This window comes from Actinoplanes siamensis (assembly GCF_016862395.1).
GTDB lineage: Bacteria > Actinomycetota > Actinomycetes > Mycobacteriales > Micromonosporaceae > Actinoplanes > Actinoplanes siamensis.
This window is the reverse complement of the sequence record NZ_BOMW01000019.1, coordinates 68321-84173: the sequence shown is the minus strand read 5'-3', so window position 1 is coordinate 84173 and position 15853 is coordinate 68321. Positions and strand designations below refer to the sequence as shown.

12 protein-coding genes and 1 other RNA gene are annotated in these 15853 nt (G+C 72.8%); 5 read left to right on the top strand and 8 right to left on the bottom strand.

Annotated elements, in window-relative coordinates:
• The first annotated feature begins 79 nt into the window (after positions 1-79).
• Positions 80-1855 carry an NAD+ synthase gene (locus Asi03nite_RS09790; RefSeq protein WP_203678245.1) on the top strand — a complete coding sequence of 592 codons (1776 nt, stop codon included), beginning with the start codon at positions 80-82 and terminating at the stop codon, positions 1853-1855.
• Between the two features lie 101 nt (positions 1856-1956).
• The gene (gene panB, locus Asi03nite_RS09785; RefSeq protein WP_203678244.1) at positions 1957-2787 is read left to right on the top strand and encodes a 3-methyl-2-oxobutanoate hydroxymethyltransferase; all 831 of its coding nucleotides are present in this window, start codon (positions 1957-1959) and stop codon (positions 2785-2787) included.
• Positions 2788-2848: 61 nt separating this feature from the next.
• On the opposite strand, the gene Asi03nite_RS09780 is transcribed toward panB, so the two are convergent.
• The 4 genes from Asi03nite_RS09780 to Asi03nite_RS09765 form a co-directional block, all read right to left on the bottom strand.
• The gene (locus Asi03nite_RS09780; protein WP_203678243.1) at positions 2849-4273 is read right to left on the bottom strand and encodes an RNB domain-containing ribonuclease; all 1425 of its coding nucleotides are present in this window, start codon (positions 4271-4273) and stop codon (positions 2849-2851) included.
• Positions 4274-4390: 117 nt separating this feature from the next.
• Entirely contained in the window at positions 4391-8350 is a 3960-nt protein-coding gene (locus Asi03nite_RS09775) for a TrbL/VirB6 family protein (RefSeq protein WP_203678242.1), read from the bottom strand.
• A 293-nt stretch (positions 8351-8643) separates the two neighbouring features.
• A complete protein-coding gene (locus tag Asi03nite_RS09770) occupies positions 8644-8850 on the bottom strand; it encodes a hypothetical protein (RefSeq protein ID WP_203678241.1) in 207 nt (68 codons plus the stop codon).
• Between the two features lie 228 nt (positions 8851-9078).
• Complete coding sequence (locus tag Asi03nite_RS09765) at positions 9079-10104, bottom strand: aspartate-semialdehyde dehydrogenase (RefSeq protein ID WP_203678240.1); 1026 nt, start codon at positions 10102-10104, stop codon at positions 9079-9081.
• Between the two features lie 102 nt (positions 10105-10206).
• On the opposite strand from Asi03nite_RS09765, the gene Asi03nite_RS09760 reads away from it, so the two are divergent.
• Entirely contained in the window at positions 10207-10998 is a 792-nt protein-coding gene (locus Asi03nite_RS09760; RefSeq protein ID WP_203678239.1) for a class I SAM-dependent methyltransferase, read from the top strand.
• 221 nt (positions 10999-11219) lie between these two features.
• On the opposite strand, the gene Asi03nite_RS09755 is transcribed toward Asi03nite_RS09760, so the two are convergent.
• The 3 genes from Asi03nite_RS09755 to Asi03nite_RS09745 form a co-directional block, all read right to left on the bottom strand.
• Positions 11220-11810 (bottom strand): M15 family metallopeptidase, encoded by a 591-nt coding sequence (locus tag Asi03nite_RS09755; RefSeq protein ID WP_239102570.1) that lies wholly within the window; start codon positions 11808-11810, stop codon positions 11220-11222.
• A gap of 69 nt (positions 11811-11879) precedes the next feature.
• Positions 11880-12767: a serine/threonine dehydratase gene (locus tag Asi03nite_RS09750; RefSeq protein ID WP_203678237.1), complete on the bottom strand. Its 888-nt coding sequence runs from the start codon at positions 12765-12767 to the stop codon at positions 11880-11882.
• 9 nt (positions 12768-12776) lie between these two features.
• Positions 12777-13835 (bottom strand): type I glyceraldehyde-3-phosphate dehydrogenase, encoded by a 1059-nt coding sequence (locus Asi03nite_RS09745; RefSeq protein ID WP_203678236.1) that lies wholly within the window; start codon positions 13833-13835, stop codon positions 12777-12779.
• Between the two features lie 189 nt (positions 13836-14024).
• Between Asi03nite_RS09745 and Asi03nite_RS09740 the strand changes: the two genes are divergently transcribed.
• Complete coding sequence (locus Asi03nite_RS09740; protein ID WP_203678235.1) at positions 14025-14414, top strand: toll/interleukin-1 receptor domain-containing protein; 390 nt, start codon at positions 14025-14027, stop codon at positions 14412-14414.
• 66 nt (positions 14415-14480) lie between these two features.
• Here Asi03nite_RS09740 and Asi03nite_RS09735 read toward each other — a convergent pair whose 3' ends face one another.
• Positions 14481-15245: a sulfite exporter TauE/SafE family protein gene (locus tag Asi03nite_RS09735; protein ID WP_203678234.1), complete on the bottom strand. Its 765-nt coding sequence runs from the start codon at positions 15243-15245 to the stop codon at positions 14481-14483.
• A gap of 118 nt (positions 15246-15363) precedes the next feature.
• On the opposite strand from Asi03nite_RS09735, the gene rnpB reads away from it, so the two are divergent.
• Positions 15364-15770, top strand: an RNA gene (gene rnpB, locus Asi03nite_RS09730) — RNase P RNA component class A.
• The last annotated feature ends 83 nt before the right edge of the window (positions 15771-15853 follow it).

The following is a 15853-nucleotide window of genomic DNA, read 5'->3' as shown; positions in this document are numbered from 1 at the left end:
CGAGACTACGCTGACCTTGGCCTGTGACGTCGGCCCGGGTCAGGATCCGAAACCGCGGTATGGGGGAACAATAAGGCGCATGCCCACGCTGCGCATCGCCCTCGCACAGGTGAATTCGACGGTCGGTGACCTCCCCGGCAACGCGGCCGCGATCCGGCGCTGGTCCCGGTCCGCGGCGGACGCCGGCGCGCATCTGGTCGCCTTCCCCGAGATGATGCTGACCGGCTATCCGATCGAGGATCTGGTCTTCCGCAACTCGTTCGTGCAGGCCTCCCGGCGGGCCCTGGAGGAGCTGGCCGCCGGACTGGCCACGGACGGCCTCGGCGAGCTGGCCGTGGTGGTGGGTTACGTGGACGCCGACGGCCCGGCCGCGATCAGCGCGGACGCCACGCCCGGCGCCGGCCGCCGGGACGCGTCCGCGGTGCTGCACCGGGGCGCCGTGGCCGCCACCTACTTCAAGCACCATCTGCCCAACTACGGCGTCTTCGACGAGGATCGATACTTCGAGCCCGGCGACTCGCTGACCGTGGTGCGGCTGGGCGGGGTGGACGTCGCGCTCACCGTCTGCGAGGACATCTGGCAGGCCGGGGGGCCGTTCACCGCGGCGCGGCGGGCCGGTGTCGGGCTGGTCGTGAACATCAACGCCTCGCCGTACGAGTTGAACAAAGATGACGTGCGGCTTCCGCTGGTGCAACGGCGGGCCGCCGAGGCGGGCGCCACCGTGGCGTACGTGAACCTGATCGGCGGGCAGGACGAGCTGGTCTTCGACGGGGACTCGATGATCGTCGGGCCGGACGGGGAGCTGCTGGCCCGCGCCGGGCAGTTCACCGAGGAGCTGCTCGTACACGATCTCGATCTGCCGCCGGCCGGCGCCGCGCCGAACGCCGCGGGCTCGACCGACGCGGCGAAGCCGTCGGTCGAGCAGGAGATACCGCACGACATGGCGATCGACCGGGTCGCGATCCCCGGCGCCCTCGCGCCGCCGCCGGAGCGCCGGACCGGGCAGATCGCCCCGCGGATCTCCGACGAGCAGGAGGTCTGGACCGCCCTCGTCCTGGGACTGCGCGACTACGTCGAGAAGAACGGCTTCCCCTCGGTGATCCTCGGCCTCTCCGGCGGCATCGACTCCGCCGTCGTCGCCGCGATCGCCGTCGACGCGCTCGGCCCGGACCGCGTCACCGGCGTCTCCCTGCCCAGCGGCTACTCCTCCGAGCACTCCAAGGACGACGCCGCCGACCTGGCCAAGCGCACCGGCCTGCACTACCGCGTCGAGCCGATCCAGCCGATGGTCGACGCGTTCCTGGCGAACCTGTCGCTCTCCGGCGTCGCCGTGGAGAACCTGCAGGCCCGGGTCCGCGGCGTGATCCTGATGGCGCTCTCCAACTCCGACGGGCACCTGGTGCTCACCACCGGCAACAAGAGCGAGCTCGCGGTCGGCTACTCCACGCTCTACGGTGACTCGGTGGGCGGTTTCAACCCGCTCAAGGACGTCCCCAAGTCGATGGTCTGGCAGCTCGCCCGCTGGCGGAACACGCAGGGCGAGCCGCCCATCCCGGAGAACTCGATCACCAAGGCGCCGAGCGCGGAGCTGCGCCCGGACCAGAAGGACTCGGACTCGCTGCCGGACTACGCCGTGCTTGATCCGATCATCAAGGGGTACGTGGACCACGACCTGGGCCGCGCCGAGCTGATCGCGGCCGGCAACGACCCCGAGCTGGTCGACCGGGTGCTGCGGATGGTCGACCTGGCGGAGTACAAGCGCCGCCAGTCGGCTCCCGGCACCAAGATCTCCGGCAAGGCGTTCGGCCGGGACCGGCGCCTACCCATCACCAACCGGTATCGCGAAGGTCTGTGAAAACCTCCACTGCACCCTGACAGCGGCCTGGCTCCCGGTGCGACGATGCTCGCAACACCCGGGGACCGCACCAGGCGGCCTCGAGGGAGGAGAGTGACGAGATGTCGGAGATCCCGACTTTGTACGGAGGGCCGGCCACCCGCCGGGTCCGGACCCGTGACCTGCTCAACGCCAAGGCCCGCGGCGACCGTTGGCCGATGCTCACGTCCTACGACCAGTACACCGCCTCCGTCTTCGATCAGTCCGGCGTACCGGTGCTGCTGGTCGGCGACTCGGCGGCCAACAACGTCTACGGCTACGAGACCACCGTCCAGGTCACCGTCGACGAGATGCTGCCCCTGGTCAAGGCCGTCGTCCGGGCCACCAGGACCGCGTTGATCGTCGGCGACCTGCCGTTCGGCAGCTACGAGGAGGGCCCCACCCAGGCGCTGCGCACCGCCGTCCGGTTCATGAAGGAGGGCGGCTGCCACGCGGTCAAGCTGGAGGGCGGCCGCCGGATGGCCCCGCAGATCGAGGCGATCACCGGCGCCGGCATCCCGGTGATGGCGCACATCGGCTTCACCCCGCAGCGCGAGCACGCCATCGGCGGTTACCGCGTGCAGGGCCGGGAGAACGAGGGCGCCGAGGTGATCTCGGACGCCCGCGCGGTGGCCGACGCGGGAGCGTTCGCGGTAGTGCTGGAGATGGTGCCCGGCGAGGTGTCCAAGCAGATCACCAAGGAGCTGGCGATTCCCACGGTCGGCATCGGGGCCGGTCCGGACACCGACGCCCAGGTGCTGGTCTGGCAGGACATGGCCGGGCTGCGCACCGGCAAGGCGCCGCGCTTCGTGAAGCGCTACGCCGACCTGTCCGGCGTGCTGACCGAGGCGACGCGGCGATTCGCGGAAGAGGTCCGCAGCGGCGAGTTCCCGGCCGCTGAGCACACGTTCTGATTATCGAGTCGTACGTACGCGCGGCGCGCTGCCCACTCCCGGTGGGCAGCGCGCCGCCGGGTCAGGCCTTTTCGAAGCGGACGGTACGCGTCGCCGGGTCGGCGGTGGTCAGGCGCACCTGGACGCGGCCGCCCAGCGGCAGATCACCGAGGCAACGGGCCCGCACGGCCGGATCGTCGAGGGCCACCGTGCCGCCGGCCGGCCGCTTCCCGGACGCCTCCTCGCGGTCCAGCACCGCGGCGTCGAACCGGTCACCCACCCGGCCCTGCAGCAGCACGGCCTCGGCCAGGTCGATCGCGCCCCGGTCGGCGGCCCCGGCGAGCCGGTCCGTGGTGGTCATCTGCTCCGGCAGCCGCGGCAGGGCGTCGCGGACCCACTGCGGGACCGGGCGGTTCTCGTACAGCGAAAGGCAGGCCTCGGTGACATAGCGGTCGGCCAGCCTCCGCAGGGGCGCCGTGACGTGCGCATACGGCGCGCCCACGCCACCGTGCCCGGTCTGCTCCGGCACCGGCCCGGCGGCCCCGCCGAACGCCGTGTACGCCGCACCGCGCAACAGCTCCGCCGCCTGGTCGAGGAACGCCGCGCCGCGCGGGCCGCCCGGATCCACCGAGGCCACCACCGCGCCCACGCTCGCCCCGTCCGGCCAGTCCACCCCGAGCGACTCCGCCGCGGCCCGCAGCCCCGCCACCGCCTCCGGTTTCGGCGGCGGCATGGTCCGTAGCATCCCGATCCCGCCGTCCAGCATGATCCGCGCCGCGGCCATCCCGGTCAGCAGCGAGATCTGTGCATTGTGCTCCTCCACCGGCAGCGGCGCCCGCAGCACCAGCCGCCAGCCGTTCCCGTCCCGCTCCACCTCCTGCGCCGGAAGCGGCAGATTCACCGCACCCCGCTCGGCCGCGCGCCGGGCCAGCACCGTGCCGATCTCCGCGAGCAGGGCCACCGTCTCGGACGGGTTCCCGCCGTCCAGCTCCCGCTGCACTCTCGGATAGTCCAGCTTGGCCCGGCTGCGCACGCGCGCCCGTTCCAGGCCCACCCCGCTGGTCGCCCCGTCCGCGTCCAGGTCGATCGTCCACACCACGGCGGCCCGGTCGACGTCCGGGAAGAGGCTCACCGCGCCCTCGCTCAGCACCGGCGGGTGCAGCGGGATCCGCCCGTCCGGCAGGTAGACGGTCTGACCGCGCACCCAGCTCTCCGCCTCGACCGCGCTGCCGGGCGGCACGAACGAGGCGACGTCCGCGATCGCGTACCGCACCCGGTAGCCGCCCCCGTCCCGGCGGCTCAGATGCATCGCCTGATCAAGGTCCTGCGACCCGGCGGGGTCGATGGTCACGAACGGCACCGCGGTCCGGTCGGCCCCACCCGGCGACGTCCCGGCCGCCCGCTCGGCCTCGGCGATCACCTCGGCCGGGAACTCGCCCGGCAGTCCCAGCTCCCGCCGCAGAACCGAGAAGTCGATCTGCGGCGCCCACACCCTTTTGATCGGCACCGCCCATTCCTACCAGGCCGGCGCCGTTTCCTCACCGCAGCGCCTCCCGCCTGCCGCCGCGCACGTCGAACGGGCCGCGCCGTTGCGGCGCGGCCCGCTGGTGCTCCCCGGCGTGGGTTACCGGCGCCGCCGGACCGTCTCGGACGGCGCGCGGACGGCGCGAGCGCGCGACGCCGCGGTGGCAGCACTGTTCTTCGAGGTGCGGGACCCACCGGCGCCGCCCTTCGTACCGGAGGCACGTCCAGCCTTGGCGGGCTTGGCCGCGTTTCCGGTGGCCTTGGCGGGCTTGGCCCCGTTTCCGGTGGCCTTACCGCCGGTCGCGGCCGCCGGCTGGTTGGCGCCCTTCTTCGCGGGCGCCTTCCTGGCCGAGGCCGCGGAGTTCGCGGCCGAAGCGGCCCTCGCCGCCGCGGATCCGGCACCCGCCCGGCTCGGCTTCGCCGCCCCCGTTCCCTTCGTGGCCCCGGCCGCCTTCGCGGCGTTGGCCTTCTTCGTCGCGGTGGCCACCTTCGTCGCGGTGGCCTTCTTCGTCGCGCCTGCGGCTTTCGCCGTCCCGGCCGCCTTCGTCGCGCCCGCCGTTCTCGTCGCTCCGGCAGCCTTCGTCGTCCTCGACGTGGCCGACTTGGACGCGGTCTTCCTGGCGGTGGACCGGCTCGTTGCCTTCGCCGGTGGTTCCCCGGGCATCGTCTCGGCCGCCTGCACGGCTTTCGCGGCAGCCGCCTTGGTGGTCCTGGCAGCCTTCACCGCCGCCGTCCGGGTGGTCGAGGCGATCTTGGCAGCCTTGGCCACGGCACTCCGGGCGGCGGTGGCCGACTCCGCCGCCTGGCTCGCGGAGGCCATCGCCTCCTCCGCCTTCGCGGCCGCGACCTCGGTGGCCGCGGCCTCCGCGGCCGCCGCCTCGGCGACCATCGCCTCGGCCAGAGCCGCGGCCTTCGCCGCGGCACCCCGGCCGGACGCCTTGGCGGCCGTGGACCGGCCCGCCCCCGCACGCGTCCCGCCCGACTTCGCCGCCGCGGCCTTGGTGCCGCCCGCCTTCGCCGCCGCCTTGCTCCCGGTGGTCTTCGCGGTGGCGGTCTTGGCAGCCGTCGTCTTGCGGCCCGCCGCCGTAGCCTTGGCAGCCGCACCCTTGGCCGGCGCCGCCTTGGTCCCGGTCGCCTTGGTCCCGGTCGCCTTGGTCCCGGTCGCCTTGATCGCGGCCGTCTTGGTTCCCGTCGCCTTGGCCGCAGTCGCCTTCGCGGCTGTCGCCTTGGTACCAGTGGCCTTGGCCGCGGCCGCCCTGCTCCCAGCCGTTTTGGCAGCCGACTTGGCCGGAGCGGCCTTCGCCGCCGTCGCTTTGGCCTTGGCCGCCGTGGTCCCGGTCGTCTTCGCCGCAGTCGCCTTCGAAGCCGCAGCCTTGGTCCCGCCCGCCTTCGCCGCCGTCGCCTTGGTGCGGGTCGCCTTGGTCCCGGTCGCCTTGGCCGCCGTCGCCTTGGCGCCGGTTGCCTTCGCGGCCGTCGCCTTGGCAGCCTTGCTGGCAGCGGCCTTGCTGGCAGCGGCCTTGGCGGCGGTAGCCTTCGTAGCAGTGGCCTTCGCCGCGGTCGCCTTGGTCCCGGTCGCCTTGGTCCGGGTCGCTTTTGCCCCGGTCGCTTTTGCCCCGGTCGCTTCGACACCGGTCGCCTTGACCGCGGTCACCTTGGTGGCCGCCACCTTGCCCGGCGCAGCCTTGACACCAGCCGCCTTACCCGCCGTCCTGCCCGCAACAGCCTTCGCGCCCGCGGCCTTACCCGCGACGGTTTTCGCCCCGGTGGCTCTGGTACCCACAGCCTTCGCCCCGGTGGTCTTGGCGCCCGCAGCCTTCGCCGCGGAAGCCTTCACCGGCGCGGCCTTCGCACCCGTCGCCTTGGCGGCGCCCCGGCCCGCGGCAGCCCTACCGGCAGCCGCCTTGCCCGGAACCGCCTTGGAAGCGCCGGTCACCCGTCCCCCGGTCTTCTTCGCCGCCGCCCGCTCCCGGGTGGTGGCGGCCGCCGCCTCCTCAGCCGCGGCCGCTGCCCGGGCGGCAGCCGCCGCGGCCGCCTTGCCGGCGCCCCCGGCCCTCTTCACCGGGGTCGCCTTCTTCGCCCCAGCGGCCTTGGATCCGACAGCCTTCGCCGGCCGGGCGCCCCGCTCGGCAGTCGCCCGGGAGCCGACCGCTTTGACCGGCGTCGCCCTCCTGCGGCGTACGGCCGGCTGTTGCTCCTCGACCGTCGCCATGACCGCCTCGTCAGCGAGTTCCGCGGCCTCCGCCGCGGCCTCCGCCGCCTCCGCCGCCTTGACCGCCGCCCCGCGAGCCGCCCCGACGGCCCCGGGCGCGGCTTCGAGCCCTTCGTCGACGTCCGCCGCCGGTTTCGAGTCCCAGTCCTCCTCCGGCTGGACCGCCGGTCGCCCACCGGGCGCACCGGCCCGGGTGGCCCGCCCGGCAGCACGCCGGGCCGCAGCCTCCCGCCGGGTCATCCGCGCCGGCGCGGCCTCCGTAGCGGCACCCGGCTCCACCGACGACCGCCCGGCTTCTCCCCGGTCGGCCGCCGGAGCAGACTCCGGCGCGGAGGGCTCAGCCCCGGCCTGTGCGGCCGGCGGAACGGCAGCCAGCCCGGGCCGCCTCGCGGCGGGCCCACCAGGCACCCCACCGGCGCCCACCGCCACCTGCCCGGCCGGCGGCTCCGGCTGATCCGGCCCGAACTGCCCGACCGCCACGGTCCCGGCCTGAGCCGCCCGGGTGGCCGCCCTCTGCGCCTGCGCCGCCCGAACCGCCGCCGCCTCGGAGTCGCCGCGCTCACCCGCGGGTCGCCCGGCGACCGCCCCGGCATCACGACGGGCCGCGGGCTGCCCGGCAGCCGCCTCGGAGCCACGCCCGGCGGAACCGGCAGCGGCCGCCCGCTCGGCGGCCCCGGCCCGCTTCCGTACCGGCGTGCTCCGGACGATCCCGTCGTCCTCCTCGATCACCCCTTCGTCCTCGGGTGAGAGGAACAACTGTCCCCGGGCCCGCGCGCTCATGGCGAACGCCTCCATCTGCGCCGACGCCGCCTCCATCCCGGCCCGGCCGGCCTCCGCGACCGGACTCTCCGGCGTGCTCAGCGCCTCCAGGTCGGGCCGGTCCGCGCCCCACTGGTCGGATTCCCGTTCGGGGTTCGCCGCGTCGCGGGGCGGCGCGAACCACCCACCCAGGAACGGCCGGTCGGTCAGCTCACTGGGCGACGTCTCCGGTTCGTCCGATCCTCCGGGTGGCGCCCCTTCGGACGTCGACGCCGGCCAGGCGGACTCGGAGTTCCGCACATCGCTCCGGTCCTTCTCCTCCCCGGCGTCCGCCGAGACCGTCACCTGCCTCTTGTTGGGCACGTTGCCGCTGGCCGCCGCGACCCGCCGCCCGCTCCGGCCGGCTGCCGCACTCGGGCTCGGCGCCTGCGACAGACCCCGCTTCTGTACGACCTCAGCCCGCGCCGCGGGAACCTTCCCCCGCCCGGCAGCGGCCTTGCTCCCCACCGCCTTCGTCACCCCGGACTTCCCCGCGCTCGCCCCGCCCGCGGTCCCCTTACCCGCGGTCGTCTTGCTCGCAGCTGCCTTGCCGGAAGTCGCCTTGCCCGCAGGTGTCCTGGTCGCGGCCGCCTTGGCCGCGGCAACCTTCTTGGTCGCGGCAACCTTCTTGGTCGCGGCCGTCTTGGTCGCGGTCGCCTTCGCCGCGGCAACCTTCTTGGTCGCGGACGCCTTGGCCGGGGTCGCTCGCACGCCGGTCGCCTTGGTGCCGGCAGCCCGCTCGACCGGAACCGCCTTGGCGGTCCGCGCGGCGGGAACCACCGTCTTCCGCACCGTCTTCGCCGGGGTTACCGTTTTCCCGGAGGTCACCGGCTTGGCCGCAGCCACCGTCTTCGCCACGGTCGCCTTCTTGGCCGCCGGTTTGCTCACCGCCGTCTTGCCGGCCGCCGCTTTGCTCACCGCCGTCTTGCTCACCGCCGGCTTGCCGGCCGCCGCCTTGCTCACCTTCGCCCGGACCGCACCCGGCTGCGCCGCCGCCTGCTTGCCGGGCACCCGGGCCGTCACACCCGCCGGAACCTTCGTCTTGGCCGCCACCGCGACACCACTCCCCGCCTTCGCGGCGGCACGTCCCAGCGCTGCCGTCTTCGGCGTGCCGGCCCGCGACGCGGGCGCCCGCCCGGCCACACCCTTCCCCCCGGCCACACCGGCCGTCGTCCTGCTCGCGGTCGCGCGTTTCCCCGTACCGGAAACGGAATCTGGACCCGCGCCGGAGGCGGCGGGTCTGATCGGAGCCTTCTTCTTGGCAGCGGACATCGGGGGCGTTCCTCCTTGCGAATGACTGCGGGCACGTCTGCGCCAGGGAAGGTCGAACAGGGAGCGATGACGGTCTAACTGCTCTCCCCGGTCCAGCGGGCGTCTTCGGCATCCCACTCGGCATTGCGCTTCTCGACCGTTTCGAGGGCCCGCGTCGCTTCGTCAGCCGTGGCGAACGGGCCGAGCCGGTACTGAGCGGGACACACCTCGTCGCCGATCTCGACCCGGTGGTGTCGGAGGCACCAGAAGTAGCCCGCCCCACCGAGCCCACTGTCGTTCATCCCATCACTGTGCAACTAAAAACGACCATGCGCTACCGATTCGGGCAAAATGCCCAAGATTTCCATTGTGGATCCGAGTGGATTGACCGTCATATCTCATCGGAACGAGCCACCCGGTCAATTCGCCCGGCTTCCCGCTCGCATTCACACCACAGAGACCATCACTGCCTCGAAACGACGCCGCCCCCGGTCGCGCGGGGCGACCGGGGGCGGTGGGGAGAACCGGGATCAGCTGAGCTCGGCGGCGACCAGCTCGGCGATCTGCACGGCGTTCAGCGCCGCGCCCTTGCGGAGGTTGTCGTTCGAGATGAAGAACGCCAACCCGTTCTCCGCGGTCGGGTCCACCCGGAAGCGGCCCACGAACGACGGATCGCGGCCGGCCGCCTGCAACGGGGTCGGCACGTCGGACAGCTCCACGCCGGGGGCCGACGCGAGCAGCTCGCGCGCCCGCTCCGGCGCGAGCGGCCGCGCGAACCGCGCGTTCACCTGGATCGAGTGCCCGGTGAACACCGGCACCCGCACGCACGTGCCGGACACCAGCAGCTCCGGCAGCCCCAGGATCTTCCGGCTCTCGTTGCGGAGCTTCTGCTCCTCGTCGGTCTCGAAGCTGCCGTCGTCGACGAACGACCCGGCCTGCGGGATGACGTTGAACGCGATCGGCTTCGGAAAGACCCTGGTCTCCGGGAACTCCACGGCGGCCCCGTCGAAGGTCAGCTCGGTGGCCCGGTCGGCGACCTTCTTCACCTGCTCGTCGAGCTCGGCCACGCCGGCCAGCCCGGCGCCGCCGACCGCCTGGTACGTCGTGGCGACGAAGGACACCAGACCGGCCTCGTCGTGCAGCGGCCGGAGCACCGGCATCGCCGCCATGGTCGTGCAGTTCGGGTTGGCGATGATGCCCCGGGGCCGCACCTTCGCCGCGTCCGGGTTGACCTCGGCGACGACGAGCGGGACCTCCGGGTCCATCCGCCAGGCCGAGGAGTTGTCGACGACCACGGCGCCGGCCTCGGCGACGCGTGGCGCGTACTCCTTGGAGCCGCCCTTGCCGGCCGAGAAGAGCACGATGTCCAGGCCGCTGTAGTCAGCGGTCGCCGCGTCCTCGACGGTCACCTCGCCGCCGCCCCAGGGCAGGGTGCGGCCCGCGGAACGCGCGGAAGCGAAGAGCCGGAGCTGGTCCACAGGGAGGGCGCGCTCGGCCAGGATGCGGCGCATGACGCCACCGACCTGTCCCGTCGCGCCGACGATGCCGATCCTCATGACGACCAAAATACGGCCTGAACTGTGCACCAAGAAATCGTCTTGTCCAAAATACGGGAAGCATGTCCCACATTTGAGGATGACGGGACTAGCTTCGAGGGCATGGCGACGTACACCCACGGGCACCACGAGTCGGTCTTGCGCTCACACCGCTGGCGCACCGCAGAGAATTCGGCGGCGTACCTGCTGCCGCATCTTTCCTCCGGATTCACACTGCTGGACGTCGGATGCGGGCCGGGCACCATCACCGCCGACCTGGCGACACAGGTCACACGGGTCACCGCCCTGGAGCGCACCGGCGACGCGCTGGACCTGGCCCGCGCCGAGATCTCCCGCCGCGGCCTTTCCAACGTCGACTTCGCGACCGGCGACGTGCACGCGCTCGACTTCCCGGACGACTCGTTCGACGTGGTCCACGCGCACCAGGTCCTGCAGCACGTGGCCGACCCGGTGGCGGCGCTGCGCGAGATGCGCCGGGTCACCCGCCCCGGCGGCGTGGTCGCGGCCCGCGACAGCGACTACGCCGGCTTCGTCTGGTTTCCGCCGGCGCCGGAGCTGGACGAGTGGCTGGCGCTGTACCAGAAGGTGGCGCGGGGCAACGGCGGCGAGCCGGACGCCGGGCGCCGCCTGCTCTCCTGGGCGCGCGCTGCAGGCTTCACCGACGTCACCGCCACCGCGAGCGTCTGGTGCTTCGCCGACGAGGCGGACCGCGAGTGGTGGGGCACGATGTGGGCCGAGCGCGTCCTGAAGTCGGACCTGGCCGCGACCGCCCGGTCCACCGGCGCGGCCACCGAGGCCGGCCTGGAGCGCATCTCGGCCGGCTGGCGCCGCTGGTCGCAGTCGGGCGACGGCTGGTTCACCATCCCCCACGGCGAGATCCTCTGCCGAGTCTGAGCCGGCCCCGCAGACAGCCCCGCGCGCCAGCCGCAACCTCGCGGCCGGCACCCGGATGTCCCTCAGCGGGCCGCAGAGACCGCTGAGGCCCAGGCGCCGGGTCTCCGGCCGGTCCCCCGGGGTGTCTCAACCGGGTGGAGACACCCTTGGCGACCAGCCGGGAAGCGCCGGGCGCGGCCGGGCCCGGAGTGCGGTGGAGCCGGCGGCGTACCCCTCGATCGTCAGGTGTTGGGGCGGAACGCCCAGTGCCAGCTCTCCCGCTTGACGTTCTCGACGAAGCCGTATCGGCCGGCGTTCTTCCGCATCCAGGACAGCGCCTCGGAGTTCAGGTCCAGGTCGGTGGCCATGCCCCAGCCGTGCTCGCTGGTGCCCGGCCGCGCCGCGAGGCCGCCCTGCGAGTAGAGCCCCTTCCGGCGGACCAGGTCCACCTGCTCCGCGTAGGGACGGTAGGAGTCGGTGATGCCGATGGTGACCCCGTCCCGCTTGGCGTCGGCGATCAGCCGGGTGAGCTTCTGCGCGGCCGGCGCCCAGAGCTTGTGCCGGGTGCCGCCGACCTGCTCCAGGGCGCTCGCGGGGATCTTCCCGTTGCCGTACGCGGCGAGATCCTGCGGAATGCCCTTGCCGTTCAGTTTGTACGTCTTGTTCGCCGCGGGGGCGTTCTGTGCCGCGATGGCGCCCTGGAGCTCGCTGGCGAACGACGTGGTGCCGCTCACCCGGGACGTCCGGGACGCGGTGGTCGCGGTGGTCGTGGTGGCCTGCTGGGTCTGCAGCGCCAGGATGCGGCTCTGGATGTCGGCGATGCGTGCGTTCACTCCGTCGATTCCCACGCTCTACTGGTTCGGCGCGGTGGGAAAAATCTGAGGGTGCTCCGCGAGATTCTCTCAGCCGAGGTCGGCGGGGTCGGTGTTGGCGCCGCAGAGCAGCGTCGTCACCCGTTCACCGGGAGCCGGGCGATAGACGCCCGAGGTGAGAGCGGCATAGGCGGCGGCCGTGCCGTGCTCCACCACGATCCGGTAGTCGTCCCAGAGCTTCTGCCGGGCCTGGACGATCGCGTCGTCCTCGACCAGGACGGACTCGATCCTCGCGTCGGTGGCCAGCTCGAAGGCGATCTCCCCGACCCGGCGGGCGCCCAGCGAGTCCGCGGCGACTCCGGAGACCCGTACATCCACCGGCTTTTTCGCCCGCAAGGCGGCGTGGAGCGTCGGCGAGGTGACCGGTTCCACCGCGACGACCCGGACCCGGTCGCGCAGAGCGGCGATCACGCCGGCGACCAGGCCACCGCCGCCCACCGCGACCAGCACGGTATCCGTGACCTCGGAGATCTCCAGGCCGATCGTGCCGTTCCCGGCGACCATGGCCGGGTCGTCGTAGGCATGGCAGAACAGCGCGCCGGTCCGCTCCCGCGCGGCGGCGTAGGCCTCCGCGTACTCGTTGCCGGTCCGCACCACCTTGGCGCCCAGCCTGCCCAGCTTGGCGACCTTCACCGGGGGCGCGGTGACCGGCACGAAAACCTCGGCCGGCACGCCCAGCTCGCGCGCCGCCCAGGCGGCCGCCAGCCCCGCGTTGCCGCCCGAGGCGGCCACGATGCCGGCCTCCGGGACCGTGCTGCCGAGGATCTTGTTCATCATGCCGCGGGTCTTGAAGGACCCGGCGTGCTGCAGGTACTCGAGCTTGAACCACCGATCCGGCCCGGCTTCGACCAGCGGGGTACGCCGGATCCGGCCCTCGATGCGCCGGGCGGCGGCTTCCACGTCCGCGAGGTTCGTCATGCCGTCAAACTAGGCGACGCTCCAGCTCACCTGACCGGACGGGACGGGCAGACGCTCACCGATCAGCCGTGCGAGGTCGAGTAATCGGTTCGAGAAGCCCCATTCGTTGTCGAACCACCCGCGCACCTTCACCCCGCCGTCCGTGGTGGCCTGGGTGCCGGACGGGTCGAACAGGCACGACGCCGGGTTGTTCTTCACGTCGATCGAGACGGTGGGGTCCGGGTCGTACGCCAGGATGCCGCGCAGCGGCCCGGCCGCGGCCTCGGCCATCGCCCGGTTGACCTCCTCGGCCGACACCGGCCGATCGATCTGCCCGGAGAGCTCCGCGAGCGAGCCGACCGGGGTGGGCACGCAGTAGTAGCTGTAGCGCATCTCGCCGATCTCCGGCAGCGCCATCCGGACCAGGTCGCCGACCACGTGATTGTGCGGAATGATGCTCTCCGCGCTGGCCCGGCCCAGCCGCGGATCGTCCCGCGAGGCGCCGATCAGCGAGTCCTGCACCCGGCCCCAGCCCTGGCTGGCGAGCATCACCGAGGTGTTCACCGAGCGCAGCCCGAACCGGTCGAGCAGCACCTTCGCCATCACGGTCAGCGCGTTCACCCCGCAGGAGGCCGGCGAGACCACGTCGTGCACGGACGGGTTGTAGCTCAGGTGGTTCGCCCCGAAGACGAGGAACGCGTCCGGGTCGTCGGCCGAGGCGCTGATCACCACCTTGCGGGCGCCGCCGTGGGTGATGTGGGTCCGCGCGGTGCCGCCGGCCCGGAACCGGCCGGTCGCCTCGATCACCACGTCCACGCCCTGGTCGGCCCAGGGGATGCGTTCCGGGCGCTCGTGGTGATAGGCGCGGATGGCGTGGTCGTTGACCACCAGGTACTCGCCGCGGGCGGTCACCGTGCCGGGGAACGACCCCCGGATGCTGTCCCGGCGCAGGCCGTACGCCAGCTTCTCGGTGGTCGCGATGTCGTTCACCGCGGCGATCGAGACACCCGGATTCGTCGCCGACGCCACGATTCGGGTCAAGCTTTTACCGATCCGCCCGAGGCCGTTGATCCCGATCGCGACAGTCATCGAGCGCTCCTCGACTCCGGTGCTGTTATGTGTCCCCGCCGCCGGACGCCCTTGTTCGCGCAAGAGCGCACCCGGTGTCATGGAGTCGACACTATGAGTTGTGCAAGTTGCACGTCAACGGATGACAATGTCACACCCTCCGAGTGACGCCCTTCGAAGCCCTGCGCCCGCTGGGGAGAGGGTTGCGTCATGCTGGAAGGCGTGCCCGTACTCCTCTCCTTCGCCCCGGCGGACGCCCTCTGGGCACAATGGATCCGCGGTGCGCTGCAGGCAGCGGGCCATACGGTGGAAATGCTGCCCGCCGGAACCGGCTTCGCGCACCGGATCGCATCAGCGCTCGCCGGTGCGGATCCGGTGATCATCCTGGTCTCCGCCGAGCACCGGGCGTCCCATTCGGACTGGTCCGCGGTGCCCGTCTCGACCGGTTTGACGGTGCTTCGACTGGATTCCTGCCCGGTGCCGCCGGCGTTGCGCGCCGCCGACTGCGAAAGCCTGCACGACCTGGATGAAGAGGAGGCTCTGGAGATCCTGATGGCCGCCGTCGGCGGCCCGCAAAGCCCTTTTTCGCGTACGCCGTGATTGTGGGCCGTTTGACTCCGCTCGATGTGGAGTATGCAGATCGTCAATCGTGACCGGCCGGCGTCGTCACGCGAAGGCCCGGTACAGCAGCACCAGCCCGATCGCCGTACCGAAGGTCACGATGACGTACCTCAGCACCCGCGCCGGCAGCCGGCGGGCCACCCGCGCCCCGGCGTACCCGCCCACCACCGTCGCCGGCGCGAGCACCGCCACCGCCACCCAGTCCACATCCGCGAACAGCGCGAACACCAGCACCGTCAGCAGCCCGACGGTCGCCGAGAGCACGTTCTTCAACGCGTTGATCCGCTTCAGCGGCTCGTCCAGGATCAGCGCGAGCGCCGCCACGTACATCACGCCGAGCGCCGCGCCGAAGTAGCCGCCGTACACCGCCCCGACCAGCACGACACCCTGCAGGGTGAGCGACGCCCGCCGCGGTGACATCGCGTGGGGGTGCCCGACCAGCCCGCGCAGCCGCTCCTGGAAGGCCAGAGTCGCCGCCGCGCCCAGCACCAGGAACGGGACGACCACCTCGAAGACCCGCCCGGGAGTGGCCAGCAGCAGCACGCACCCGCCGATGCTTCCGATCACCGCGGCCGGCAGCACCGCCCGCACCCGTCGCCCCTGCCCGGCGAGATCCGCCCGGCTGCCGGCCACGCTGGAGACGTACCCCGGGAAGACCGACACGGAGTTAGTCACGTTCGCCGCCACCGAGGCCAGCCCGGTGCCGATCAAACTGGGAAAGGTGATCAGCGAGCCGCCGCCGGCGATCGCGTTCACGCCGCCGGCCGCCAGGCCCGCCGCCACGAGCAACACCACATGTGCCAGATCCATGATGGGAGTGAATCTACTGCCGTGCCCGCCAGCGCTGTCCGGGAACCCGCCGCACGACCGACACCCACCGGGTCCGCGGCGGGCCACCGGGTGCGACGTAGTATTGCGGCGCGACGGACGAGTCGGCTGGGCGGCCGCGTCGGTGCCCTGTGGCACCGCCGAGGAACGTCCGGACTCCGCAGAGCAGGGTGGTTGTTAACGGCAACCCGGGGCGACCCGCGGGAAAGTGCCACAGAAAACAGACCGCCGCCGGTGCCTCGGCGCCAGGCGGTAAGGGTGAAACGGTGAGGTAAGAGCTCACCAGCACCCCGGGTGACCGGGGTGGCTCGGTAAACCCCACCCGGAGCAAGGCCAAGCAAGGCCGCGACCGCGAGGTCACGGCCGGCGCAGGGTTCGAGGGCTGCTCGCCTGATCCTGCGGGTAGGCCGCAAGAGCCTGTCGGCGACGGCAGGCCGAGATGGATGGCCGCCACCGCGGACCGCAAGGTCCCGGCCACAGAATCCGGCGTACAGGCCGACTCGTCCGCCGCCCTCGAAGTCGCCGGACCGAGGGCGTGATGGGCCGGTCCGGTCCGGCCGCACGGCCTGAGCACGAGCGCCGCGTCCACG